We start from the raw sequence: 23,408 nt of genomic DNA, 5'->3' as shown, positions 1-23,408 counted from the left end.
CCACATCCCCTGTACAGGAGCATCCCGTGTCCGTCTCCCGAGGACTGATCATCAACGGCCAGGAGGTCCCCGCCTCCTCCGGCCGCACCGCATCCGACACCAACCCCTGGACCGGCGCCGTCTGCGCGGAGGTCGCCGCGGGCACCCCGGACGACGTACGCCGTGCCGTGGACGCCGCCGACGCCGCGTTCGAGGCGTGGGCCGCGACCAAGCCGGCCGAACGCCGCCGCATCTTCCTGCGCGCCGCGCAACTGATGGCCGAGCGCACCGAGGAGGTCGTACGGCTGATGGCCGCGGAGGTCGGCGGCGCCGCACCCTGGGCGGGCTTCAACGCCCACCTGGCCGCCGACATCCTGCTGGAGGCGGCGGCCGAGGTCAGCCGCCCGACCGGCCAGATCCTCGCCACCAATGCCGACGGCGTCCACTCCACCCAGGTGCGGGTGCCCAAGGGGGTGATCGCCGCGATCTCGCCGTGGAACGCGCCGGTCATCCTCGGCGTCCGCGCGGTGGCGATGCCCCTCGCGATGGGCAACACCGTGGTGATGAAGCCCAGCGAGGACGCGCCGATCGCCTGCGGCCTGCTGATCTCGGACGTCCTGCACGAGGCGGGGCTTCCCGCGGGCGTGCTCAACGTCGTCACCAACGACCGCGCCGACGCGGCCGAGGTGGTCTCCGCGCTGATCTCCGACCCCCGGGTGCGGATGGTCAACTTCACCGGCTCCACGGAGGTCGGCCGCACCATCGGTGTCCAGGCCGCCCAGCACCTCAAGCCCGCCGTCCTCGAACTCGGCGGCAAGAACCCCCTGCTGGTGCTGGAGGACGCGGACGTCGACTACGCGGTGGACGCCGCGGTCTTCGGCTCCTTCATGAACGCGGGCCAGATCTGCATGTGCGTGGACCGGGTCGTCGTCCACCGTACGGTCGCCGAGGAGTTCACCGCCAAGTTCGCCGCCCGCGTCCGGGCGCTGCCCTGCGGCGACCCGAGCGACCCGGGCACCGCGGTCGGCCCGGTCGTGAACGAGGCCGCCGCCCGCCGGGTCTCGGCGCTGGTCGCGGACGCGGTCTCCCGGGGCGCGGAGCTGGCCGCGGGCACCGGCGAGATCGAGGAACCGGGAACCCTGATCCGCCCGGTCGTCCTCACCGGGGTCACCGAGGAGATGAAGATCTACTACGACGAGATCTTCGGCCCGGCGACCGTGGTCCACGTCGTCGACAGCACCGACGAGGCCGTCACGCTCGCCAACGACACCCCCTACGGGCTCACCGCGGGCGTCATCACCGAGAACCTGGCCAAGGGACTGGAGGTCGCCGGCCGGCTGCGCACCGGCATCGTCCACGTCAACGACCAGTCCATCGCCGACGAACCGCAGGCCCCCTTCGGCGGAGTGAAGAGCTCCGGCTACGGCCGCTTCGGCGGACAGGCCGGCGCCGAGGCCTTCACCGACACCCGCTGGGTCACCGCGCAGGCCAGGGGCCGCGCGCACTTCCCGATCTGACGGACGGGCGCCCGGCCGGCGGATTCACCGGCCGGCCGGGCGCGCACGCGGGATCAGCGGAGCGTGGTGGGATCGAGGACCTGGTCGGGCGGCGGCGGAGTGGTGTCGACGGGCTTGTCGTGGTCGGTGAAGGTGAGGTCCATGGACACATCACCGCCTGTGGCCGTGGCCCGCAGGAGGTGGGGCTCGCCCTCCTTGGCGATGTAGACGGTCGTGGTCTCGGTCGTGGTCCTCTCGGTGAGCACGGCGACCGGCCGGCCGCCCACGGTGGCGTCGGCCTCGCGGGTGGCGCTTCCGTCGGACACGGGATCCAGTCCCCCGAGCAGGGCGTCGAAACCGCCGCACACGCGCCCGAGGATCTCCGACATCCCTCTGGGGGGCTTGATCCAGCGGCCAGTGAAGAGGGCGACCATCTCCTCGGCCTGCTCGGCCGTCATCCCGCGGCTGAAGGTGGCCCGCCAGAAGTCCTCCTCGGCCTTGACGTGGACGAGGGAACCCTTCTTGATGATGCGCATGGCGCCGGGGGAGGTGTCCACCGTGCCGTTGCAGGAGCCGTGGACGTCCATGGCCAGGTCGACCTCCATCTGCCGGCCGTCGATGTCGGCCTTGCCGGTGAAGCGCATGCTGGTGGTGTTCCCGAGGGCTTCCCGGGCCTGATGGTCGATCTGTTCGGGTGTCATGGTGCCGAACGCGTGCTTCGTCCCGGACGCCGACGCGGTGCTCTTCGCGTCGGCCCCGGTACCGTCCGGGCCGCAGCCGGTGATGATCACGGTGGTGGCGGCGCACAGTAACGCGGTGGCGGCGCGGCGGGTGATGCGGTGCTTCACGTGCGGGTTTCCCTCCCCTGTTGAACCTCGCTGACTGTATGCGGTCAAGGCTCGAGATGTGCGGGCGAGGGTGGGGAAGGCCGCGGACGACGTGACGCGCGCCCGTCGGCGAGCGGTGCGGCGGCAAGACGGATCAGCGCGAGCCGGACGCCCTCGCGGCGGGCGCCATCCCATAGCTATGGGTCAAGGTTGCTCACGGCGACACGCGCCAGGTTCTCGGTGGTGCGGGCCAGGCGCGCCGGCGTCCCGTCGTCGTCCCGGGCGTCGACCGTGTAGGTGATGACGAGCACGACGTTGTCGACGCGTACCACGGTTTCGGCCATGGCGGAGTCCCTGACGTGGATCACCGTGAAGGCTTCGTCTCCCAGCCCTTCCGGGTGTCCGGTGTACTGGGGTCGGTGAACGTTGTCGGATGTCGGTGGGTCGTACTTCGTCTCCTTCACCCGCACCTCCGACCGGAAGTGCTTCTCCGCGTACTGCACTGCGCTGTACCGGAGGGAGGGGGCGAGCACCCGTGCCTCGACCTGCACATCCGGCCGTCCCGGGACCGGCCGCTCGTTGGTCCACCAGCACATGCCGCCGCCGTCCGGCTCGCCGACGATGTCCGGCTCGGGGAGGACGGCCGTGAGAGCCTCCCGGTCGAGCAGTTCGCAGCCCGGCCTGATCAGCACACGTGGTCCGGGGGGTCCTTCCGACATGCGGAGGGAGCTCACCGTGAGACCGGCCAGGACCACGAGGGACCACAGGGAGAACCCGGCCGTCCGTCCCCGTGCGCCGGCAGCGGCCAGGAGCGGCTGACGGGGTCGCCGTGCCGGTGCGGGAGGGGGCGGAGGGAGCTGAGCCGCAGCACGGCCGGCGAGCCTCTTCTGCAGCCGGGCATGCCGGAACCGGTAGTACGCGCCGGACTGCCGCAGAATGCCGCGGCGGTGGGCGTCCTCGAGGAAATCCATCAGCTCCCAGGGCACCTGCCCGGCGAGCCACGGCCGCACTCTGGCTGCTGCGAAGACGCCCCAGGCGGAGACGCTCACGGCGAACACCGCCAGGGCGGCGGACGAGGCACCGATGCCGACGGCCCAGTCGACGGGATCGACGGCGTCGCGGCCCGCGCCGGCCTTCCAGGTCGTCAGGGCGACGACGGGGAACAGCACGGGCACGGCGGCCCTCAGACAGGGGCCGCCGCCCGCCGACAGGTTCCCCAGCCCGAGGGAGAAGACAGTGGCTCTGCGGTCCTGGCGCAGCACCCATCTCGGGCTGCGCGCGGTGGCCAGGGGGACCGCGGGATGCAGGACGGAGCTCAGCACGGCGGCGTAGGGCACCAGGAGCAGCACCAGGACGACGCCGGCGTCGAACAGCCAGAGACCGCACGTCAGGACCAGGGCGAGCCCTGCCGCGGCACCCAGCAGGAAACGGCCGGTCGACGCGGGGCGTCGGAACCGGTGGGGCAAGGACACATGTCCCCGCGTCCCGACCGCCATGTCGGCCACCGACACGAGACCCATGAGCCCCACCGGAACCCACACCGGCAGACCGAAGAAGAACGAAGCCGGTGCGTCGTCGAACAACCACCACATGACGGCGGTGGACACGGCGAGTGCCGACACCACCCCGAGCGTCCGCAGGACGCCCGCGGCGCGCCGGCCGAACTGCCACCACGCCAGGTCCTGCGTGCCCTGGGCCTCGAGCCGCCGGGCGAGGAACACCAGCCACCGGGTCGCCTGCTCCGGCCGGTCGTAGACCGCCGGGACGAACTGGTCCAGCAGGTGGTCCTCGACCGACGTCTCGGTCGGGAAGGCGGCGCGGTCCAGGAGTTCGGACGGGTCCCTGGCGGTCTCGCTGTACGCGGTGCGCGCCAGCGAGGCCATGAGGGGAGTGGTCAGGACGTTGCGCAACCGCTCGACGTGTGCGTCGCCGGCGCCCTCGCGCAGCCGGGCGAACACCCGGTCCCACTTGGTGGACACCAGGTCACCGGTGACCGTCCTGCGCGTGGTGCGGCGCAGATGTTCGGCCACGTCGTCCAGGCCCAGGGGCAGCAGACGGACGGCCGCGGTGGCGGGCAGCAGGAAGCCCGCCGAGGCGACGGCGGTGTCGAACTCGTCGACCCGGCTGGTGACGACGACGGGGTCCGCGTGCCCAAGTGAAGCGCGCAGTCGCCGAACGGCCTCGGGACGTGCCTCGGAACGTATCTCGTCGAAGCCGTCGAGAACCGGCAACAGCCTTCCGCTCCGCAGAAGTTCGACAGCGAGGGCGGTCCCCCGGGCGGTGCGGGCCGCCAGCCAGGCATGGTCGAGCATCAGCCGCGCCGCCGCCCAGGACTCCAGGTCCTGGCTGGTCGGATCCCAGGACGCCAACGGAAGAATCACCGGAACACGGCCGCCCGGCCCGGCCCGGCGGAGGTGGTCCAGCGCGAACCGCAGGGCGAGTACGGACTTTCCGGCACCCTGGCCACCGACCACGAGCAGCCTGCCGGAAGGCACCCGGGCGTATGTCTCGGCGACGGAGGCGAAGCCGCCCGCGAGGTCCAACGGCGTGTCGCACCCGACGTCCCCGCGCACGCTCGACCAGTGGTCGGAAAGCCGGTCCTCGGTGCTCCAGCGAACCGGCAGCGGACTGGGATGCTGCACCTTGCGCAGCCTCTCCTCGGCCTCCCACTGCGCACGCAGTGCGCTCGCGAGATGCCGCGCCGCGTGGTCCAGCCGCCGGTCGTGACGGCGCATGAGCGCGGGGCTGTTCAGCAGCCGGATGTGCTGCCGGCGCCAGTAGCGGCGACGCGTCAGGGCGAGCGCCATGGGAAGTCCGCTCGAGCCCGCCACCAGCAGTACCAGTGCGGTGAGGCTGCCACCCGGATTCTCCGGACCGAGCAGCCCCGCCCCGATGAGCGCCACGCATCCGCAGAGCAGGAACAACGGGCCGGTGAACACCCGAAGAGCGTCGACCATGTCCCTGTAAGGGTCATGCTCGTCGTCGGCCGCCGAGCCGGACTGGGTGATGTGGATGTCCCTGCCCGCTATGTAGACCTTGGCGTTGTCACGGGCTTGAGCTTCGATCCGTACGCCGGTCGGGTCCGGATCGCGGGAGGGTGCGCTCATGCGCCCGCGATGTGCTGGTCTCCGCCCGCCATGTACACGCGGGAGTTGTCACGCGCCTCGACCCTCATGACGACCGACCGGACCCGGGGCTCTTCGTCCGCCGGGAGAGCCGGGCGAGATGCTCGTCGATCGGATCCACCGTACGCCCCCTGTCGGACCTTGGCTCATGGCATGTCAGTGTCACTGATCCCGTCATCACTGTACGCTCCGTCGCCGCGAGGATTCTGAATCCCGATCAGTTCGTGACCCGCCCACGAACGTCGCACGATCGTGCCTCCTCCGACGGACGTGATCAGCGCATGCGGGCTGCGGCCGGACGCCCTCTCCGGGCCGCCGCGCACCGGACGGGCTTCCCGGCCGACGGGGAATGTCCGCACTCCCGCTCGACGGCGCGCACGCACCCCCGACTCGGTGGCCTCGACCTCATACCCGTGCAGCCGGGGGCCGTTGACGCACACAGCGACAACACGATCACCCGGAGAGTGCGGCACACCGCCCCGCTCCGCACTCCCCGGCACAACGGCCGCCGCTCGCGGATCCCGTCTCACGGGCGCGGAGACGTCCGCAGAGCGCCCCGGACCACAAAATCCCCTCGAGTGCCGCCCGGTCGACACCTACCCTGGCGGCATGGGCCACGCGAAGACCTCCTATGTCTGCCTGCCCTGTCGGGCCTCGTACAAGCAGCCTTACGACAGGGACAGACCGCACCGGACGTGTCCCCGCTGTGCGGAACCGCTGATCCACGTGGGGTCGGCCTTCGCGGCGCCGCCGCGCCGGGACACCGAGGCATGGAGGGTGCTGTCCGTCCTGCTGCACGCGGGAGTCCACTTCCACAAGAGCTGCTGCGGCGGGCCCGGGTACCGCCCGCGCACGCTGAGGGAGGTGCGCGAGCGGACGGCGTACGCCCGCCGTACCGGCGAGCCCTTCGCCGAGGCGCTCGTGCGCCGCGAGGTGCCGTGACGGGGGAACCCGCACCTCGTGCGGCCCTGCCGGGCCCTGTTCCGCCCTGACAGGCGCGGGCCGGCCCGGATCACACGGTCCCGGACCGGCCCGAGGCGTCCTCCGGTCAGTCCTCGACCGCCGCCGCGAACATGCCCGCCTCGTACGAGCCGCCCTTCTGGTGCGTGATCACCGCGAGCCGGTTGGCCGCGTTGATCAGGGCGACCAGGACGACCAGCGCGGCGGTCTGGTCGTCGTCGTAGTGCTTGCGCACCCGGGCCCATGTCTCGTCGGAGACGCCCTCGGAGGCGTCGGCGAGGCGGGTGCCCTCCTCGGCGAGAGCCAGTGCCGCCTGCTCGGCCTCGGTGAACACGGTGGACTCGCGCCAGGCGGCGACCAGGTGGAGCCGGACCGCGCTCTCGCCGGCGGCCGCGGCCTCCTTGACGTGCATGTCGATGCAGTGGCCGCAGCCGTTGATCTGGCTGGCGCGCAGTGACACCAGCTCCTGGGTGGACTTCGGCAGCGGCGAGTCGTGGATCACCAGGCCGGCTCCTGCGAACCGCTTGGCGAACCGGGCGGCGAGCTCGTTCTCGAACAGGTTGAATCGGGCATCCATGGATTCGTCCTCACTCGTGTTCGTTCGTGGTGTCGTGCTGGGCTGAACACGAGATGCCGGCGGCCCGCTCCCTGTGACAGAGGGGAAGTGTGACGTGCGCCACCGCTCGCGTCGACGGGCCCGGACACCTCCGGCTGAGCAGTGGTCACCCGCGCCACAGGATTCTGCGGCCGTCGCACGGCTATCGCGCATCGGCGCACCGGTGTACGGTCTCGGGCCGATGGGCTTTGGGAGCGCTCCCATGGCGCTGCATCACGCTGTGCTCGCATCGCACGAGGAGGAACGCTGTGAAACGCTTTTTGGCCTTATTGGCGACCTGCGCGACGGTCCTGGGCCTCACGGCACTGTCCGGTCCGCAGGCGGCGGCCGCCACCGGCTGCAGGGTCGACTACACGGTGGCCAGCCAGTGGCAGGGCGGCTTCCAGGCCGGAGTGAGGATCACCAACCTGGGCGACCCCGTCTCCGGATGGACGCTCGGGTTCACCATGCCGGACGCCGGACAGAAGGTCGTCCAGGGCTGGAACGCCACCTGGTCGCAGTCCGGTTCCACGGTCACCGCCACCGCCGTCGACTGGAACCGCACGCTGGCCACCGGCGCGACCGTCGACGTGGGATTCACCGGCTCCTTCACGGGTGCCAACCCGCAGCCCACGGCGTTCACGCTCAACGGCGTCGCCTGTACGGGCTCCGTCGAAGAGCCCCCGGACGACGGCACCCCCGTGGACATCAACGGGCAGCTCCACGTCTGCGGAGTGAACCTGTGCAACCAGCACGACCGCCCCATCCAGCTGCGCGGCATGAGCACCCACGGCATCCAGTGGTTCAGCCGGTGCTACAACACCGCGTCCCTGGACGCGCTCGCGAAGGACTGGCGGTCGGACCTGCTGCGCATCGCCATGTACGTGCAGGAGGACGGTTACGAGACCGACCCCGCGGGCTTCACCGGCCGCGTGAACAGCCTCGTCGACATGGCCGAGGCCCGTGGCATGTACGCCGTGATCGACTTCCACACCCTCACGCCGGGCGACCCGAACTTCAACCTCGACCGCGCGAAGACGTTCTTCGCGTCCGTCGCCGCCCGCAACGCCGACAAGAAGAACGTGATCTACGAGATCGCCAACGAGCCCAACGGCGTGAGCTGGACGGCCGTCAAGAGCTACGCCGAGCAGGTCATCCCGGTGATCCGGGCCGCCGACCCGGACGCCGTGATCATCGTCGGCACCCGCGGTTGGTCCTCGCTCGGAGTCTCGGACGGCTCCAACGAGAGCGAGGTGATCAACAACCCCGTCAACGCCACCAACATCATGTACGCGTTCCACTTCTACGCCGCGAGCCACAAGGACAACTACCGCGCCACGGTGAGCCGGGCGGCCTCGCGACTGCCGCTGTTCGTCTCCGAGTTCGGCACGGTGAGCGCCACCGGCGGTGGCGCGGTGGACCGGGCGAGCAGCACGGCCTGGCTGGACCTGCTCGACCAGCTGAAGATCAGTTACGCGAACTGGACCTACTCCGACGCCGACGAGGGCAGCGCGGCGTTCAGGCCCGGCACCTGCAACGGCACCGACTACAGCGGCAGCGGCGTGCTGACCGAGTCCGGTGCGCTGCTCAAGAGCCGGATCAGCACCCCCGACAACTTCCCCACGAGCTGACCTTCGACGGGGGGTCCGGCCGGCCGGACCCCCCGTCCCGCCGACTGGGAGCGCTCCCATCACGCTTTCGCACCTCGTACGTCCCCCACCCCTCACCCCTACCTCGGAGGCACAAGTGCGTGCCCTTCTCGCACGATTACCGCGTCGGCCCTGGACGGCGGTCCTCACCGCGGCCGTGCTGTCGGCGTCCGCCCTCACGGTGCTGCCCGCGAACGGTGCGGAGACCGGCTGCCGGGTCGACTACACCGTGAACAAGTGGGCCGACGGCTACACCGCACAGATCAAGGTCACCCATCTCGGTCCGGCGCTCGACGGCTGGCGGCTGAGCTGGACCTACACCGGCGACCAGCAGGTGACCTCGGCGTGGAACGCGACCGTCACCCAGACCGGCGGGTCCGTCGTCGCCGCCAGTACGAGCTGGAACGGCGTGCTGCCCACGGGAGGCGCCGTCGAGTTCGGCCTGCAGGGGACCTGGCGTTCGGCCGACCCCGCACCGAGCGACTTCGCCCTCAACGGCGTGCCGTGCGGAGGTGACGGCACCACGCCGCCGACCACGCCCCCCACCACCGAGCCGCCCACGACCCCGCCACCGGACCCGGACTGCGGCAGCGCGGTGATCTGCTCGGACTTCGAGGACCAGACCGGCCCCGCCCCGTCCGGCGACTGGCGCTTCACCGCGCCCGACTGCCAGGGCACCGGGACGGCCGCCGTGGACACCGCCGTCGCGCACAGCGGCAGCCGGTCGCTGCGGGTGGACGGCCGGGCCGGCTACTGCAACCACGCCTTCGTCGCCGCCACCGCGGACCTGTCCTCGGTCGGTCCGGTGATGCACGTACGCATGTGGGTGAGGCACACCACCGCCCTCCCCTCCGCCCACGTCACCTTCGTCTCCCTGCCCGACACCTCCCAGAGCGGGCGGAGCCTGCGCGTCGGCGGCCAGAACGGCGCCCTGCAGTGGAACCGGGAGAGCGACGACGCCACCCTGCCGGAGCAGAGCCCGGCCGGCGTGGCGCAGAGCAGGCCGCTGCCGACGGGAAGCTGGCAGTGCCTGCGCTTCGCGATCGACACGACGGCTCCCGGACTCGACACCTGGCTCGGCGACGAGCTGATTCCGGGCCTGCACGCCGACGGTGTGCCGACGCAGGACATCGACCGGCAGTGGCTCGCCCGCACCACCCCGCCCCGCCCCACCGCCCTGCGACTGGGCTGGGAGAGCTACGGGACGGGCGACGACACGCTGTGGTTCGACGACGTGGCTGTCGGCTCCGCCCCCATCGGCTGCTGACAGCCCGCCGGCCGGGACTCCCGGCCGGCGTCCGCCCGGCGTCCCGGCCGGAACACGGCCGAACGCCGGGGCGGACGGTCGGTCCGGACCGACCTCCCCCGCCCATGTCACAGAACCGCGGCGGCCGGCGTCCTGTGTGCGGGGGGACCGTGGGAAGCGACTGAGAGGGAGCAGCCGGTGAAGAGCGAGGAAACAGAGCACACGGACGCGGCGACCGAGGCGTTCGTCGCCCACCGCAACCTGCTGTTCACCGTCGCCTACGAGATGCTCGGCTCGGCCGCCGACGCGGAGGACGTCCTGCAGGAGACCTGGCTGCGCTGGGCGGGCGTCGACCTCGCCGCGGTGCGGGACCGGCGGGCCTACCTCGTACGGATCACCACCCGGCAGGCGCTGGGCAGGCTGCGTACGCTCGGCCGCCGCAAGGAGTCCTACGTCGGCTCCTGGCTCCCCGAGCCGCTGCTCACCGCGCCCGACGTGGCCGACGACGTCGAGCTCGCCGACAGTGTCTCGACGGCGATGCTGCTGGTGCTGGAGACGCTCGCCCCCACCGAGCGGGCGGTGTTCGTGCTGCGCGAGGTGTTCGACGTCGGGTACGACGAGATCGCCGAGGCCGTCGACAAGAGCCCGGCCGCGGTCCGGCAGATCGCGCACCGGGCGCGGGCGCACGTCGCGGCGCGCCGGCCGCGCGGGGCCGTTTCGTCCGCCGAGACACGGGACGTCCTCGATGCCTTCCGGCGGGCGGTCGAGACGGGCGATGTGCAGGGCCTGCTCGACGTCCTCGCGCCGGATGTGGTCCTCCTGGGCGACGGCGGCGGCGTCAAGCAGGCCGTCCTCAGGCCCGTCGTGGGGGCCGGCAAGGTGGCCCGCCTGCTGTACGGCGGGCTGGGCAGGCTCACCGCCGAGGTGTCGCTGCGCCCTGCGGAGGTCAACGGCCGCCCCGCGCTGATCGTCCGGCTCGACGGCGCGCTCGACACCGTCCTCACGGTGCGCATCGACGACGGCCTCGTCACCGGCCTCTACGCCGTCCGCAACCCCGAGAAGCTGTCGTACATGGAGGGCGAGACCGCCCTGAGCCGTTGAGCGGACGCCGCTCAGCCGCCGAGCCAGGCCAGGGCGGCCGCCGCCTTCTTCGCCGTGCGGTGCTCCCGCAGGCCGAGTTCCGGGTGCCGGTGCAGGTCCCGGTAGAGGTCCTCCACGTCGGCGCGGACGGCGTCGAGGCCGGCCAGTACGGTCCGGGTGGGACGAGTCATCGAGGCTCCTCGCGGGAGTGTTCCGGAACCCTGGACCGGGCGGCCGGTGGGCGGCCGACGGGCGGATTCCAGCCCCATCCTCGGCCACCGGAGGAGGACGGGGCGTGGCGGACGGCCGTACGGGTGAACCGGCCGGGGCGGTCTACGCACCGGCCCCGCTCGCGTCCTCGCTCCTGCGGGTCTCGGGCGGCTCGGGCGCGTCGAGACCGAAGCGCAGGCCGAGCACACGGATCAGGAAGCAGGCCGTCGCCGCCCCCAGCGCGGCCGGCAGGTCGCCCTGGCGCTGACGGCCGGAGGTCTCGGCCAGACGGTCGCCTTCACCATGCCGGGCCTCGCCATCCTGCTCGCCCTGTACCCCGCCATCCCGGGCGTGTCGGACGGGCTCGGCTGGACGGCCCACCACAACGCCGTCGTCAGCGTGAGCTGGAACCTGGTGATGTTCGGCATCGGCATGCTGGTCAGCCGGCACCTGCGCCGCTTCGACGCGCGCCGGGTGTGGTGCGCCGGTCTGGCGGTCATGGCCGTCGGCTACACCCTCGTGGGCTTCTTCCACGGCGACGAACTCCAGCTCATCGTCACCTCCTGCGTCGCCGACCTCGGCTCCGGCGTGGTCGTCGCGGTGGCGCCGGTCCTGGTGATCGGCGTGGTCTCGCCCGACGAACAGGGGCTGGGCAGCGGCATGCTCAACATGCTCATCAGCCTGTTCGGCGCCGTCGTGACCGCCGGCGCCTACGCCGTCCTCGGCGCGCACAGCACCACCGTCGAGGGCACCGCCTTCTGCCTCGACGCCGGCTACTCCGGGATCTTCTGGCTCGGCGCCGCGGTCACGGTCGTGGCCCTGGTGCTCTCCGTCTTCATCCCGCGGCTGCGCGACCCCGAGGAGGACCCCGCCGACGGCTGACCCCCGCCTTCAGGGCTTCGTCAGCGACCGGAACTCGGTCGGCGTCATGCCGGTGCGCTGACGGAAGAAGGCGCTGAAGACCGTCGGGTAGGTGAACCCGATGTGCTCGCTGATGGCGGCGGGCGGCAGCGAGCTGTGGACCAGCAGACGCTTCGCCTCCAGCAGCACCCGGTCGTCGATGTAGCGCTTGGCGCCGCAGCCGAGGGCCGCCCGGGTGGCCCGGGTCAGGGTGCGGGGACTGTAGCCGAGCCGGGCGGCGTAGTCCTCGACCCGGTGGGTCCGGCGGAAGTCCTCCTCGACGGCCTCACGGAACAGCTGGAACGGTTCGCCGCCGCCGTCACGCCCCCGCCGTCGCGGGTCGGTGAGATGGACGAGCCGGATCAGGATCACCGACAGCAGGTTCCGCAGCGTCTCGACGTACGCCTCCAGCGACAGGTCGGACAGCGCGGCGTACTCCTCGACCAGGGCGTCCAGGAGCCGCAGCAGGGATCTCTGCCGCGGCTCGTCCGGCGTGACGAGGCGGTGCGGGACGTGCGCGCCGTCCCGGATGAGCGCGTCCGTCGCCGCGCCGGGGAAACCCGTCGGGAAGACCAGGACGGTGGCGTCGCAGCCCCGGTGCCCGTCGGGGAACCGGAGCACCTGCCCGGGCCACACCCACAGCCAGTCGCCCGGCGTGAGGAGGTACGAGGTGAAGTCCACCGAGCACGCGAGCCGCCCGCCGCGGGCCGCGACGACCACGTGGAAGGCCGGACGTCCGGGCACCGTGAGGGGCAGCCCCCGCTCCTCGGCGCGGGCGGCGAGGCCCGGCAGGTCGAGGACCTCCAGACCCGGCGGCCTGCCGGGCGTCGGGCGGTAGGCCAGGGCGGGGACGCCGGCCGGTCCACGGCCCACGGGGAACTGTCCGTTTTCCTTCATCGCATGCCCGAGTGTACGCAGTCCGCCCCTCCCCGCCGGTTTAGCGTGAAGAACACGAGCCGTGACGGGCACGGGGCGAGCCGTCGGCATCCCGGCCGAGTCCCTTTTTCTTCTTTCTCCCACTTCTCCGACGGGAAGGACCACCATGACCATCGAGTTCGCCACCCGCTACCGCGAGCGCTCCCACATCCCGCCCGAGCCGGGCAAGCCGTACTTCATCGAGAAGGGCCAGGGCGACCGCGCCCACCTGTTCACCGACCTGTTCACCGTCTACGCCGGCGGCGAGCAGACCGAGAACACCTTCAACTTCTTCACCTGCGAGGGCCCGAAGGGCGACATCATCCCCGCCCACTCCCACCCCGACACCTACGAGGTCTTCTACATCACCGACGGCGCGGTGCGGCTGTTCGTCGAGGACCTCGAGGGCGAGCAGTACGAGAAGCTGCTCACCGCGGGCGACTTCGGGTTCGTGCCCAAGAACTGCCCGCACGCCTACCGCATCGAACGCCACCACAGCCGGATCGTCGGCGTGGCCGCGGGACCGGGCGGCACCTTCGAGCGGTTCTTCGAGAACCTCGGCACCCCCACCGACGAACTCGGCCTGCCCCGGCGGCCGTTCGTGCCCGAGCCGCACAAGTTCGGCACCGTGCCGCAGCGGTACGACGTGACCTTCCTGCCCGATCACAAGTGGCGCACCGGAAGCTGAGCGGTCCATGCCGTACCTCGAGGCACTGATCGCCGGAACGCTGGTCGGCGTGGCCTACGTGCTGGTGCGGGTCGAGTCGCCCGCACCGCCCCCCGTCGCGCTGGCCGGACTGCTGGGCATGCTGCTGGGCCAGGCCGTGCTGGAGACCCTGTGAGCGCCACCGGAGCCACGCGCGGCTTCCTCCGCAAGGCCGCCCTCTCCTTCGCCGCCGGTCTGCTCATGGGGGCGCTCTACTGGGCGATGGACCTCACCTCACCCGCCCCGCCGCTCCTCGGCCTGGCCGGGCTGGCCGGCATCGTGCTCGGCGAACGCGCCGCCACCGCCGTACGCGACCGCCCGACCCGGCGCCGTCCCGCCCCTCCTCCGTCCGCCGCAGAAGAAGGAACCACCCGTGTCCCCTGACACCCCCGGATACCTCGACGTCCACGCCCACTTCCTCACCGACTCCTACGTCCGCCGGGCCCGCGAGGCCGGACACGAACTCCCCGACGGGGTCCCCGCCTGGCCCACCTGGTCGGCGGCCGCGCACCTGGAGCTGATGGACCGCTGCTCCATCGAGACCTCGATGCTCTCGATCTCCTCACCGGGCGTCCACTTCGGCGACGACACCGCCGCCCGCCGCCTGGCCCGCGAGGTCAACGAGGCCGGCGCCGAGACCGTACGCGAACACCCGGGCCGCTTCGGCCTGTTCGCCTCACTGCCGCTCCCGGACGTCGACGGCGCCCTGGAGGAGATCGCGTACGCCTACGACACCCTGCACGCCGACGGAGTGATCCTGGAGACCAACACCCACGGCACCTACCTCGGCGACCCGGACCTGGAGCCCGTCTGGGCCGAACTCGACCGGCGCCGCGCCGTCGTCTTCCTGCACCCCACGTCCCCGGTGTGCTGGGAGCGGTCCGCCCTCGGACGTCCCCGGCCGATGATCGAGTTCATCTTCGACACCGCCCGCACCGTCACCGACCTGCTCATGGCCGGAACACTGGACCGCCACCGCGACCTCACGGTGATCGTGCCGCACTGCGGTGGCGCCCTGCCGGTGCTGGCCGACCGCATCGACGGCTTCATGAGGATGTTCATGCCCGAGGGCACCGAGGCCCCCGGCGCCGTCGAACAACTCCGCCGCCTCCACTACGACCTCGCGGGACCCGCGCTGCCCCGCCAGCTCCCCGCCCTGCTGAACCTCGTCGGCAGCGACCGCCTCCTGTACGGCAGCGACCACTGCTGGACCCCCGCCGCCGGGGTGGAGGCCCACGTCGCGGGCCTGGACGCCGCCCCGGCACCCGACGGCGCCCGCGACTGGCGCGCGCTCACCACCGCCAACGCCCGCCGCATCCTGCCCCGCACGGCCCGCTGACGTAAGGCACCCACCGTGACGTTCCCCCTCCACCTCCTGGCCCCGCCAGATCCGGCCGCGCTGCCCCTGCCGCACCCCGCGCACCCCGCCGACGGCGTGCGACTGCTGCGCGGCGCCGTCTACGCCGTCCCCGAGGGCAGCCGTCCGCTCGCCGTCGACCTGTGGCTCCCCGAAGACCCCGCCGGCCCCGTCCCGGTCGTGGTCTTCGTCCACGGCGGCGCCTGGCGCACGGGCCTGCGCGACGACCTCGGCCCCCGCTTCCGCCACTGGAACCCCGGCCCCTTCGCCCGGCTCGCCCGGGCCGGGTTCGCCGTCGCCTGCCCCGACTACCGCCTCAGCGGTGAGGCCTCCCACCCCGCCCAGACCGACGACCTGGCCGCCTGCCTCACCTGGCTGCGCACCCGCGCCGCCGACCTCGGCCTGGACACCGCGCGGACCGTCCTGTGGGGCGAGTCGGCCGGCGGACACCTCGCCGCCCTGACCGCCCTCACCCGGCCCGCCGGCACCGTCTCCGGCTGCGTCACCTGGTACGCCCCCACCGATCTGCCCGCACTCGCCGAGGACCACCCCGAGGGCGCCTACGACGCCCATGACCCGGCCGGTTTCGAGGCCCTGCTGCTCGGCGGCGCCCCGGCGGAGCGGACCGGCACGGCCCGCGACGCCAGCCCGGTCACCCACGTCGGCCCCCAGGCGCCGCCCTTCCTGCTCCTCCACGGCACCGACGACGTGCTGGTCCCCGCCCGGCAGTCCGTCCGCCTCGCCGACGCCCTGCGGGCCGCCGGTCACGACCCCGACCTGCGTCTCCTCGGCGGCGGCAACCACCTCTGGGTGGGCCTGACCGACGACGACGTCGAGGACTGCTTCGCCCGCACCATGGACTTCGCCCGCCGCCGCACGGCGGTGCCCACCGAGGGCGGTCACCCGGCGGCGGCCAGGCGGCGCCGGAGCTCCTCCTCCGAGACGTCCTCCAGGTGAGTCAGGAAGACCCATATGTGACCCGAGGGGTCCTTGAGGATGACGGTGCGGTCGCCGTGGAACATGTCGGTCGGCGGCTGGAGGATCTCGGCGCCGGCCGTCTCCGCGCGCTCCGCCAGGCTGTCGACGTCCGGCACGAAGACGTGCAGCGTGACGGAGGTGCCCCCGCCGAGCGAGGCCGGCGCGGCGAAGGAGCCCGCCTCCGCCTCGTCCACGCTCGCGTCGCCCAGCATCAACGCCGACCGCCCGATGGTGATCTCGGCGTGCAGGATCCCGCCGCCCGGGGCATCGACCCTGAAGTCCTCACGGGCACCGAACGCCCGCCGGTAGAAGTCGATGGCCGCGGCGGCGTCGTCGACCATGATGTGCGGGACCACGGCATACCGGTAGCGGTCGGGGATCTCGATGTCGGCTGTGCGCTCGGCCATGACGAACCTCCTCGAAAGGCACCGCCGGTCGGTTCCCGCGGCTGTGCGACGAACGTAGAAGCTCAAGTCCGCTTGAGGTCAAGCGCCGATGTCGCCCTCGAGCACCTCGGGCGTCGCCGCTTCCGCCCCGCGGCCGGACGGCCCCGCGCCGGCCGCGGGGCGGAAGCGGCGACGACGGCTCAGGGGCGGTTGGTCAGATAGCCGCCCATGGAGGTGAAGTACTCGGTCGCGGGCAGCTCCCGGCCGTCCTCGGTCCGTACGCGGGTGATGGCGAGGCCGTGGTTGCGGCCGGTGCGGGCGTCGGCGCCGGCGACGATCACCACGCCGTCGCCCTCGCGGTAGAAGACGCGGCCGGGCGTGCCGCCGTACCGCCCCTCGGAGACGACGGCGGCCAGGACCTCGAGCCGCTTGCCCTTGTGGAAGGTGAAGGCGCTGGGATACGGCTCGGACTGGGCGCGGACCAGGCGCTCCAGGTCCGCGGCCGGCCACGTCCAGTCGATGCGGCTGTCCTCGATGGACCGCTTGTGGAAGAAGCTCGCCTGCGAGCGGTCCTGCTGGGTGAACTCCGTCCGCCCGGAGGCGATCAGGTCGAGGGCGCCGATGGTGACCGGCGCGATGAGGTCGACGGTCTTGTGGAAGAGGTCGGTCGCGGTGTCCGTCGGTCCGACCGGGACCGACTCCTGCCGCACGATGTCGCCGGCGTCGAGCTCGTCGTTCATCATGTGCGCGGTGACGCCCACTTCGGGTTCGCCGTTGATGAGCGCCCAGATCAGCGGGGAGAAGCCGGCGTACTTCGGCAGCAGCGAGTCGTGCACGTTCAGGGTGCCGTGGCGGGGCAGGCCGAAGATGCGCGGGGGGATCCACGTACGCCAGTTGTTGGCCACGATGACGTCCGGGTCGGCCTCCTTGAGGCGGTCGAACAGCTCGTCGTCGTCGGGGCGGTTGCGGATCACGACCGGTACGCCGTTCTCCTCGGCGAGGTCGGCGACCGAGTCGCTCCAGATCTTCTCGTACGCGTGCTCGCTCTTGGGGTGGGTCACGACCAGGACCACGTCGTGCTCGGAGTCCAGGAGGGCTCGCAGGGTGCGGTGCCCCCAGGTCTGGTAGCCGAACATGACGACCCGCATGGGGTTCCTCCTCGGGGCAGGGAATGACCGCGATCAGTAAAGCAAGGCTTACCTAAGTGGTCAACGGGGCGCATGGGGGCGTGTGTTGGCGGTCGGCGCGCCCCCGGGTGCCCGTTTTGTCTATGGACAGCCCCGCGGGGCTGAGCTTAGCCTTACCTAAGTTCGGGGCAGCTGATCTTCGGCGTGCCCGGACGCCCGTACTTCCCGATGCATGACCAACGGCTGCCTGCCCCCGCACGGCCGCCGCACCGCACGATGGGAGTGACATGGCACAGGCTCGTCCCGGCGACGCCCTTCTGATCCACGACCTCATTGGTATCGGCTTCGGGCCGTCCAACGTGGCCATGGCGATCGCGCTCAGCGAGCACAACGCACGCGTCGGCGGTGAGGAAGCGGTCACCGCGCACTTCTTCGAGCAGCAGCCGCGCTTCGGCTGGCACCGAGGCATGCTCATCGACGACGCGACCATGCAAGTGTCCTTCCTCAAGGACCTGGTGACGCTCCGGAACCCGGCCAGCGAGTACAGCTTCCTGTGCTACCTCAAGAGCAGGGGACGGCTGATCGACTTCATCAACCACAAGAACCTCTTCCCGCTGCGGGTGGAGTTCCACGACTACTTCGAGTGGGCCGCCGGCCAGGTCGACGACATGGTCTCGTACGGCCACGAGGTCGTCGGCGTCATGCCCGTGGTCCGTGACGGCACCGTGGAGTACCTGGACGTGACGGTCCGGTCGGGGGAGGGACTCGCGGTCCACCGCGCGCGCAACCTCGTCATCGGCACCGGCCTGCGCCCCCTGATGCCGGAGGGCGTGGAGCGCGGCGCCCGTGTCTGGCACAACTCCGAACTCCTGTCGAAGGTCGACGAACTGGAGGGGACCTCGCCCTCCCGGTTCGTCGTCGTGGGCGCCGGACAGAGCGCCGCCGAGAACGTCGCCTACCTCCACCGCCGGTTCCCCGACGCCGAGGTCTGCGCCGTCTTCTCCCGCTACGGCTACAGCCCCGCCGACGACAGCAGCTTCGCCAACCGCATCTTCGACCCCGGGGCCGTCGACGAGTTCTTCACCGCGCCGGAGACCGTCAAGCGCCGGCTGATGGACTACCACGGCAACACCAACTACTCCGTGGTGGACATCGACCTGATCGACGACCTGTACCGGCAGATGTACCGGGAGAAGGTCCTCGGCACCGAGCGGCTGCGCTTCCTCAACGTCTCCCGGCTCACCGACGTCAAGGAGACGCCGGACAAGGTGCGCGCCACCGTCACCTCCCTCGTCACCGGCGAGGAGACCCTCCTCGACGCCGACGTGGCGGTCTTCGCCACCGGTTACAGCCCCGCCGACCCCGTCGGCCTGCTCGGCGAGGTCGCCGACCACTGCCTGCGCGACGACGAGGGCCGGGTCCGTGTCGAGCGTGACTACCGCGTCGCGACGGACCCCGAACTGGGCTGCGGGATCTACCTGCAGGGCGGCACGGAGCACACCCACGGCATCACCTCGTCCCTGCTGTCCAACACCGCCGTCAGGGTCGGCGACATCCTGGACTCGCTCCTCGACCGGGGCCGCAAGTCGGCCTCCGACGAGGCCCGGACGGTCGCCGACCGCACGGGCGACCACGCCCGCCAGGGTTGATCAAAGGGATAACGTACGTCCACATGGGCACGACAGCAGTGGAGCGCCCCGCGACCGTGGCCACCACACGGGTCCGGCAGCGGCGGGTTGTGGGTCTGGGCACCCTGGTGGGGATTCTCGTGATCGCGGCGGCGGTGTCGCTGGCCGTCGGCGCGCGCGCGTTGAGTCCCGCCGAGGTGTGGCACGGACTGTCCGCGCCGCCCGACCCCGACCAGCGGCTCACCGAGATCCGGCTCATCGTGCGGACCGTCCGGGTGCCCCGGACGGTGCTCGCGATCGTGGCGGGCGTCGCCCTCGGGGTCGGCGGGGCGCTGATCCAGGGGTACACGCGCAACCCGATCGCCGACACGGGCCTGCTGGGGGTGAACTCCGGTGCCTCGTTCGCCGTGGTGTCGGTGATCGCCCTGTTCGGCCTCTCCGACCCGTTCCAATACGTCTGGTTCGGCTTCCTGGGGGCGGCGGTCGCCGGTGTGGTGGTGTTCGGGCTGGCGAGCATCGGGCGGGGGGCGGGCAATCCGCTGACACTCGCACTGGCCGGCCAGGGGGTCACGGTGTTCCTCGCGGCGATGACCACGGCCGTCGCGCTCTCGGACCAGAAGTCCCTGAACGCGCTGCGGTTCTGGAACTCGGGCTCCGTGGCCGGTGTCGGATTCGACGTCATCTGGCCGATGACCGCGTTCATCGCGGCCGGGCTGCTGCTGGCACTGACCACGCTGCCCGCGATCAACCTGCTCAACCTGGGCGACGACGTGGCGCGCGGACTGGGCGTGAACATCGCGCTCAGCCGGACCGTCGGCGTCACCGCCATCACGCTGCTCGCGGGCGCGGCGACGACCGCGTGCGGTCCCATCGCGTTCCTCGGGCTCATGGTGGCCCACGTGGCCCGGTATCTGACCGGGCCCGACTACCGCTGGCTGGTGCCCTGCGCGGGCCTGCTCGGCGCGATCGTCCTCCTGGTCTGCGACATCGTGGGCCGGGTGGTGGTGCGGCCGGGCGAGCTGGACGCGGGTGTCCTCGTCGCCCTCCTGGGCGCCCCCTTCTTCGCCGTCATGGTGTGGCGCGGAAAGTTCAGGAACGCATGAACGGGACGGATGTGAAGCCGACGGTGGCGCCGGGCGTACGGCTCGGCCCCGTGTCGTTCGTATGGCGGCCCTGGGCCGTCCTCGTCACGGCCTCGCTGGCGGCCGTGAGCCTCCTGCTGTTCTGCGTGTCCATCGGTGTCGGGGACTTCCCGATCAGCCTGCCCCGGGTGATCTCCACGATCCTCGGGCAGGGGGAACAGGTCGACGAGTTCGTGATCATGGACTTGCGGATGCCGCGGGCCCTCGCCGGGCTCGTCGTGGGGATCGCGCTGGGGGTGTCCGGGGCGATCACGCAGTCCGTCGCCCGCAACCCGCTGGCCAGCCCGGACGTTCTGGGAATCACCCTGGGCGCGAGCGCGACCGCGGTGTTCCTGGTGACGGTGTCCGGCGGGACGGCCGCGGCGATCACCGACTCCGTGGGCCTGTCCACGGCAGCCCTCATGGGCGGTCTCGGTACGGGTCTTCTGGTGTACTTCCTGGCCTGGCGGCGCGGGATCGACGGCTTCCGGCTCATCCTCATCGGCATCTCGGTGAGCGCCGTGATGGAGTCGATCACGACCTGGCTGCTGGTCACGGCCGACATCAGGGACGTGGCCCAGGCCCAGGCCTGGCTGGTCGGCTCCCTGGACAACCGGTCGTGGGACGACGTCATGCCGGCGCTCTGGGGCACGCTCGTCCTCCTGGCCGTCGTCACCGGCGTCGCGTTCCAGTTCAGGCCGATGCACCTCGGCGACGACGTCGCCGCGGGCCTGGGCGTGCGTCACTCGGCGGTGCGGGCGGTCCTGCTGCTGTGCGCGGTGCTGCTGGCCGCCATGGCGGTGGGCGCGGCGGGCCCAATCCCGTTCGTCGCGCTGGTCGCGCCGCAGGTGGCGATGCGGCTGGCGCGGTGCCCGACGCCGCCGATGGCCGCCTCCGGCATGGTGGGGGCGCTGCTGCTGATCGGCTCGGACCTGGTCGCGCGCAAGGCACTGCCCGTCAGTCTCCCGGTCGGCGTGGTCACCGCGGCGATCGGCGGCCCCTTCCTCGTCTATCTGCTGGTACGGGCGAACCGCAGATAGCTGATACAAAGTCAGGCAGACCTGAGTAAGGGGGCCTTGTGGTCGTTCAGTCCATCACCGGAGCCGAGTCCGCGGTCGACGGCGCCTCACGGCTGGCAGCCAGGGGCGTCACGGTCGGATACGGCGCCCGGACCGTCATCGACGATCTCGACGTGGCGATACCGCCGGGACTGGTCACCACGATCATCGGCCCCAACGGCTGCGGGAAGTCGACCCTGTTGCGGACCCTGGCGCGGCTGCTCAAGCCGGCCAAGGGATCGGTCGTGCTGGACGGCGACGACATCGCCCGGCTCAGGACCAGGGACGTGGCGAAGAAGCTCGGCCTGCTGCCGCAGGCACCGGTCGCGCCGGAGGGGCTGACGGTGGCCGACCTGGTCGCCCGGGGCCGTCATCCGCACCAGAGCTGGCTGCGGCAGTGGTCGTCGGACGACGCCGCCGTCGTGGAGCGTGCGCTGGCCATGACCGGGGTGTCCGACCTCGCCGACCGCGCGGTCGACACGCTGTCCGGCGGACAGCGCCAGCGCGTCTGGATCTCCATGACCCTGGCGCAGGGCACCGACCTGCTGCTCCTCGACGAGCCGACCACCTACCTGGACCTGGCGCACGCGATCGACGTGCTCGACCTGGTGAACGACCTGCACGAGTCGGGGTGCACCGTGGTCATGGTGCTGCACGACCTCAACCTGGCCACCCGCTACAGCGACAACCTCGTGGTGATGCGGGCCGGTTCGATCCTGGCCCAGGGACATCCGCGGGAGGTGATCACCGCCGAGCTGCTGGACGAGGCGTTCGGGCTGCGCGCCAAGGTGATCGACGATCCGGTGGGCGACCGGCCGCTCATCGTGCCGATCGGTCGCACACACGTCCAACTGGATTGACCCCCAAAGAAGTTGTTCAAGTTAGGCTAGGCTCACCTTACTCGAGTGCGATACGGTTTGCCTGCCCTGCGCACGGGGCGTAGCGACAGCGCGAAAAGCAAGGGGATTGCGGATGCTCCTCCACAGAACGACGCGTAGGAAGCCGTGGCGGCGGCCGGCGGCGATACTGTTCGCCGCGACGCTCGGCGCGGGCCTCCTCGCGGGCTGCGGTTCCGACTCGGACCCGGCGGACCAGGCGAGCGACGGCAAGTCCACCACTCGGGCCGGCGCCTTCCCGGTCACCGTGGAGCACGCATTCGGATCCACGACGGTCGACAAGGCCCCCGAGCGGGTCGTCACCGTCGGCTACACCGACGACCAGTCCGTGCTGGCCTTCGGCATCAAGCCGGTCGGCATGGTCGACCAGTACCCGAACCCGGCGGGCCAGAGCCCCGACATCAACACCCAGTGGCCGTGGGTGAAGGACAAGTGGGGCGACACCAAGCCCGAAGTCATCATGAAGAACGGCGACTCCGGCCCCAACTACGAGAAGATCGCCGCCCTTCGCCCGGACCTGATCATCGCGGTCTACTCCGAGGTCGACCAGGCCGCCTACGACAAGCTCTCCAAGATCGCTCCGACGGTGGGCCGCACCAAGACCGAGAAGGAGCCGTTCAGCGCCCCCTGGCAGGACAACGCCCTCCAGATCGCCAAGGCCCTCGGCAAGGCCGACGAGGGCGAGAAGATGGTGCAGGACATCGAGGGCAAGCTCGACGCCGCCAAGAAGGCACACCCCGAGTTCGCCGACCAGACCGCCGTCGTGCTGTCCTGGTACGAGAACTCCGTGGCGCCGTTCACCTCCACCGACGTGCGCGGACGGCTGACGTCGGGCATCGGCTTCACGTACCAGACCGAGATCGACAAGATCGCGGGCGGCAGCTTCTACACCAAGCTCTCTCCCGAGCGTGTCGACCTCGTCGACGTCGACCGGATCTTCGTCATCAACGACAAGGCGGACACGGAAGCCCTCAAGAAGTTCAAGCTGTTCGCCAACCTGGACGCCGTGAAGAAGGGGAACGTGTCCTACCTGCTGGACAGTGAGGGCCCGGCGGTCGGCGCGGCCATCTCCCAGGGCACCCTGCTGTCCATGCCGTACGCCGTCGACGAGCTCGTCGAGTCGGCGGCCGGCTGAGGATGACGGCCGACACGTCCCGTCCCCGGCCGGC

Annotated in this window: 23 protein-coding genes and 1 pseudogene; 17 read left to right on the top strand and 7 right to left on the bottom strand. The window is 71.5% G+C overall.

Translation table 11 applies throughout. The annotated features are described in order from the left end of the window. Positions 1-26: 26 nt before the first annotated feature. Entirely contained in the window at positions 27-1,496 is a 1,470-nt protein-coding gene (locus KUM38_RS40180) for an aldehyde dehydrogenase family protein (RefSeq protein ID WP_217137085.1), read from the top strand. A 53-nt stretch (positions 1,497-1,549) separates the two neighbouring features. Here the strand turns inward: KUM38_RS40180 and KUM38_RS40175 are convergent, their stop codons facing one another. After that, positions 1,550-2,323 carry a hypothetical protein gene (locus KUM38_RS40175; protein WP_217137084.1) on the bottom strand — a complete coding sequence of 258 codons (774 nt, stop codon included), beginning with the start codon at positions 2,321-2,323 and terminating at the stop codon, positions 1,550-1,552. A gap of 176 nt (positions 2,324-2,499) precedes the next feature. Continuing rightward, entirely contained in the window at positions 2,500-5,409 is a 2,910-nt protein-coding gene (locus KUM38_RS40170; protein WP_217137083.1) for a hypothetical protein, read from the bottom strand. 627 nt (positions 5,410-6,036) lie between these two features. Here KUM38_RS40170 and KUM38_RS40165 point away from each other — a divergent pair. Continuing rightward, entirely contained in the window at positions 6,037-6,369 is a 333-nt protein-coding gene (locus KUM38_RS40165) for a deoxyxylulose-5-phosphate synthase (protein ID WP_217137082.1), read from the top strand. 106 nt (positions 6,370-6,475) lie between these two features. On the opposite strand, the gene KUM38_RS40160 is transcribed toward KUM38_RS40165, so the two are convergent. Beyond that, entirely contained in the window at positions 6,476-6,964 is a 489-nt protein-coding gene (locus tag KUM38_RS40160) for a carboxymuconolactone decarboxylase family protein (protein ID WP_217137081.1), read from the bottom strand. 287 nt (positions 6,965-7,251) lie between these two features. Between KUM38_RS40160 and KUM38_RS40155 the strand changes: the two genes are divergently transcribed. The 3 genes from KUM38_RS40155 to KUM38_RS40145 all read left to right on the top strand — a co-directional run bounded on the left by KUM38_RS40155 (position 7,252) and on the right by KUM38_RS40145 (position 10,978). Next, positions 7,252-8,613: a cellulase family glycosylhydrolase gene (locus KUM38_RS40155; RefSeq protein WP_217137080.1), complete on the top strand. Its 1,362-nt coding sequence runs from the start codon at positions 7,252-7,254 to the stop codon at positions 8,611-8,613. Between the two features lie 115 nt (positions 8,614-8,728). Beyond that, a complete protein-coding gene (locus KUM38_RS40150; protein WP_217137079.1) occupies positions 8,729-9,898 on the top strand; it encodes a cellulose-binding domain-containing protein in 1,170 nt (389 codons plus the stop codon). Positions 9,899-10,075: 177 nt separating this feature from the next. Next, entirely contained in the window at positions 10,076-10,978 is a 903-nt protein-coding gene (locus KUM38_RS40145; protein WP_217137078.1) for an RNA polymerase sigma-70 factor, read from the top strand. A 17-nt stretch (positions 10,979-10,995) separates the two neighbouring features. Here the strand turns inward: KUM38_RS40145 and KUM38_RS40140 are convergent. Continuing rightward, positions 10,996-11,148 (bottom strand): annotated as a pseudogene (locus KUM38_RS40140) (amidohydrolase); the annotation flags it as partial. A gap of 104 nt (positions 11,149-11,252) precedes the next feature. Between KUM38_RS40140 and KUM38_RS40135 the strand changes: the two are divergent. Both KUM38_RS40135 and KUM38_RS40130 read left to right on the top strand, forming a co-directional pair. Continuing rightward, positions 11,253-11,435, top strand: a complete 183-nt coding sequence (locus KUM38_RS40135) for a hypothetical protein (RefSeq protein WP_217137077.1) — start codon at positions 11,253-11,255, stop codon at positions 11,433-11,435. Between the two features lie 35 nt (positions 11,436-11,470). Continuing rightward, positions 11,471-12,049, top strand: a complete 579-nt coding sequence (locus KUM38_RS40130) for an MFS transporter (RefSeq protein ID WP_217137076.1) — start codon at positions 11,471-11,473, stop codon at positions 12,047-12,049. A 9-nt stretch (positions 12,050-12,058) separates the two neighbouring features. Here KUM38_RS40130 and KUM38_RS40125 read toward each other — a convergent pair whose 3' ends face one another. After that, positions 12,059-12,964 carry an AraC family transcriptional regulator gene (locus KUM38_RS40125; RefSeq protein ID WP_217137075.1) on the bottom strand — a complete coding sequence of 302 codons (906 nt, stop codon included), beginning with the start codon at positions 12,962-12,964 and terminating at the stop codon, positions 12,059-12,061. Positions 12,965-13,109: 145 nt separating this feature from the next. On the opposite strand from KUM38_RS40125, the gene KUM38_RS40120 reads away from it, so the two are divergent. Genes KUM38_RS40120 through KUM38_RS40100 form a run of 5 tightly spaced genes read left to right on the top strand, consistent with a single transcriptional unit; the run spans position 13,110 to position 16,002 of the window. Next, a complete protein-coding gene (locus tag KUM38_RS40120; RefSeq protein WP_217137074.1) occupies positions 13,110-13,670 on the top strand; it encodes a quercetin 2,3-dioxygenase in 561 nt (186 codons plus the stop codon). A gap of 7 nt (positions 13,671-13,677) precedes the next feature. Next, positions 13,678-13,824, top strand: coding sequence for a DUF1427 family protein (locus KUM38_RS40115; RefSeq protein WP_217137073.1), 147 nt, complete (start codon positions 13,678-13,680; stop codon positions 13,822-13,824). Continuing rightward, positions 13,821-14,072 carry a DUF1427 family protein gene (locus KUM38_RS40110; RefSeq protein WP_308409159.1) on the top strand — a complete coding sequence of 84 codons (252 nt, stop codon included), beginning with the start codon at positions 13,821-13,823 and terminating at the stop codon, positions 14,070-14,072. The genes KUM38_RS40115 and KUM38_RS40110 overlap by 4 nt, the downstream gene beginning before the upstream one ends. Further along, a complete protein-coding gene (locus KUM38_RS40105; RefSeq protein WP_217137072.1) occupies positions 14,062-15,027 on the top strand; it encodes an amidohydrolase family protein in 966 nt (321 codons plus the stop codon). The genes KUM38_RS40110 and KUM38_RS40105 overlap by 11 nt, the downstream gene beginning before the upstream one ends. Positions 15,028-15,042: 15 nt before the next feature. Continuing rightward, complete coding sequence (locus KUM38_RS40100; protein ID WP_308409158.1) at positions 15,043-16,002, top strand: alpha/beta hydrolase; 960 nt, start codon at positions 15,043-15,045, stop codon at positions 16,000-16,002. On the opposite strand, the gene KUM38_RS40095 is transcribed toward KUM38_RS40100, so the two are convergent. Both KUM38_RS40095 and KUM38_RS40090 read right to left on the bottom strand, forming a co-directional pair. Continuing rightward, positions 15,945-16,430, bottom strand: a complete 486-nt coding sequence (locus tag KUM38_RS40095; RefSeq protein ID WP_217137071.1) for a glyoxalase/bleomycin resistance/extradiol dioxygenase family protein — start codon at positions 16,428-16,430, stop codon at positions 15,945-15,947. The two genes, KUM38_RS40100 and KUM38_RS40095, sit on opposite strands and share 58 nt — an antisense overlap. 179 nt (positions 16,431-16,609) lie before the next feature. Beyond that, positions 16,610-17,557, bottom strand: a complete 948-nt coding sequence (locus tag KUM38_RS40090) for a methionyl-tRNA formyltransferase (protein WP_217137070.1) — start codon at positions 17,555-17,557, stop codon at positions 16,610-16,612. Between the two features lie 266 nt (positions 17,558-17,823). Here KUM38_RS40090 and KUM38_RS40085 point away from each other — a divergent pair, with 266 nt between their 5' ends. From KUM38_RS40085 to KUM38_RS40065, 5 genes are all read left to right on the top strand, one after another. After that, the gene (locus KUM38_RS40085; RefSeq protein ID WP_217137069.1) at positions 17,824-19,185 is read left to right on the top strand and encodes a lysine N(6)-hydroxylase/L-ornithine N(5)-oxygenase family protein; all 1,362 of its coding nucleotides are present in this window, start codon (positions 17,824-17,826) and stop codon (positions 19,183-19,185) included. A 23-nt stretch (positions 19,186-19,208) separates the two neighbouring features. Further along, a complete protein-coding gene (locus tag KUM38_RS40080; protein WP_217137068.1) occupies positions 19,209-20,267 on the top strand; it encodes an iron ABC transporter permease in 1,059 nt (352 codons plus the stop codon). After that, entirely contained in the window at positions 20,264-21,325 is a 1,062-nt protein-coding gene (locus tag KUM38_RS40075; RefSeq protein WP_217137067.1) for an iron chelate uptake ABC transporter family permease subunit, read from the top strand. The genes KUM38_RS40080 and KUM38_RS40075 overlap by 4 nt, the downstream gene beginning before the upstream one ends. A gap of 38 nt (positions 21,326-21,363) precedes the next feature. Further along, on the top strand, positions 21,364-22,203 hold the full coding sequence (locus KUM38_RS40070; RefSeq protein WP_217137066.1) for an ABC transporter ATP-binding protein: 840 nt from the start codon (positions 21,364-21,366) through the stop codon (positions 22,201-22,203). A 112-nt stretch (positions 22,204-22,315) separates the two neighbouring features. Beyond that, positions 22,316-23,374, top strand: a complete 1,059-nt coding sequence (locus tag KUM38_RS40065; protein WP_217137065.1) for an iron-siderophore ABC transporter substrate-binding protein — start codon at positions 22,316-22,318, stop codon at positions 23,372-23,374. The last annotated feature ends 34 nt before the right edge of the window (positions 23,375-23,408 follow it).

Source organism: Streptomyces sp. AC558_RSS880, assembly GCF_019049255.1.
Taxonomy (GTDB): Bacteria; Actinomycetota; Actinomycetes; order Streptomycetales; family Streptomycetaceae; genus Streptomyces.
The sequence above is the reverse complement of the archived record's forward strand: the minus strand, read 5'-3'. Positions and strand labels throughout refer to the sequence as shown.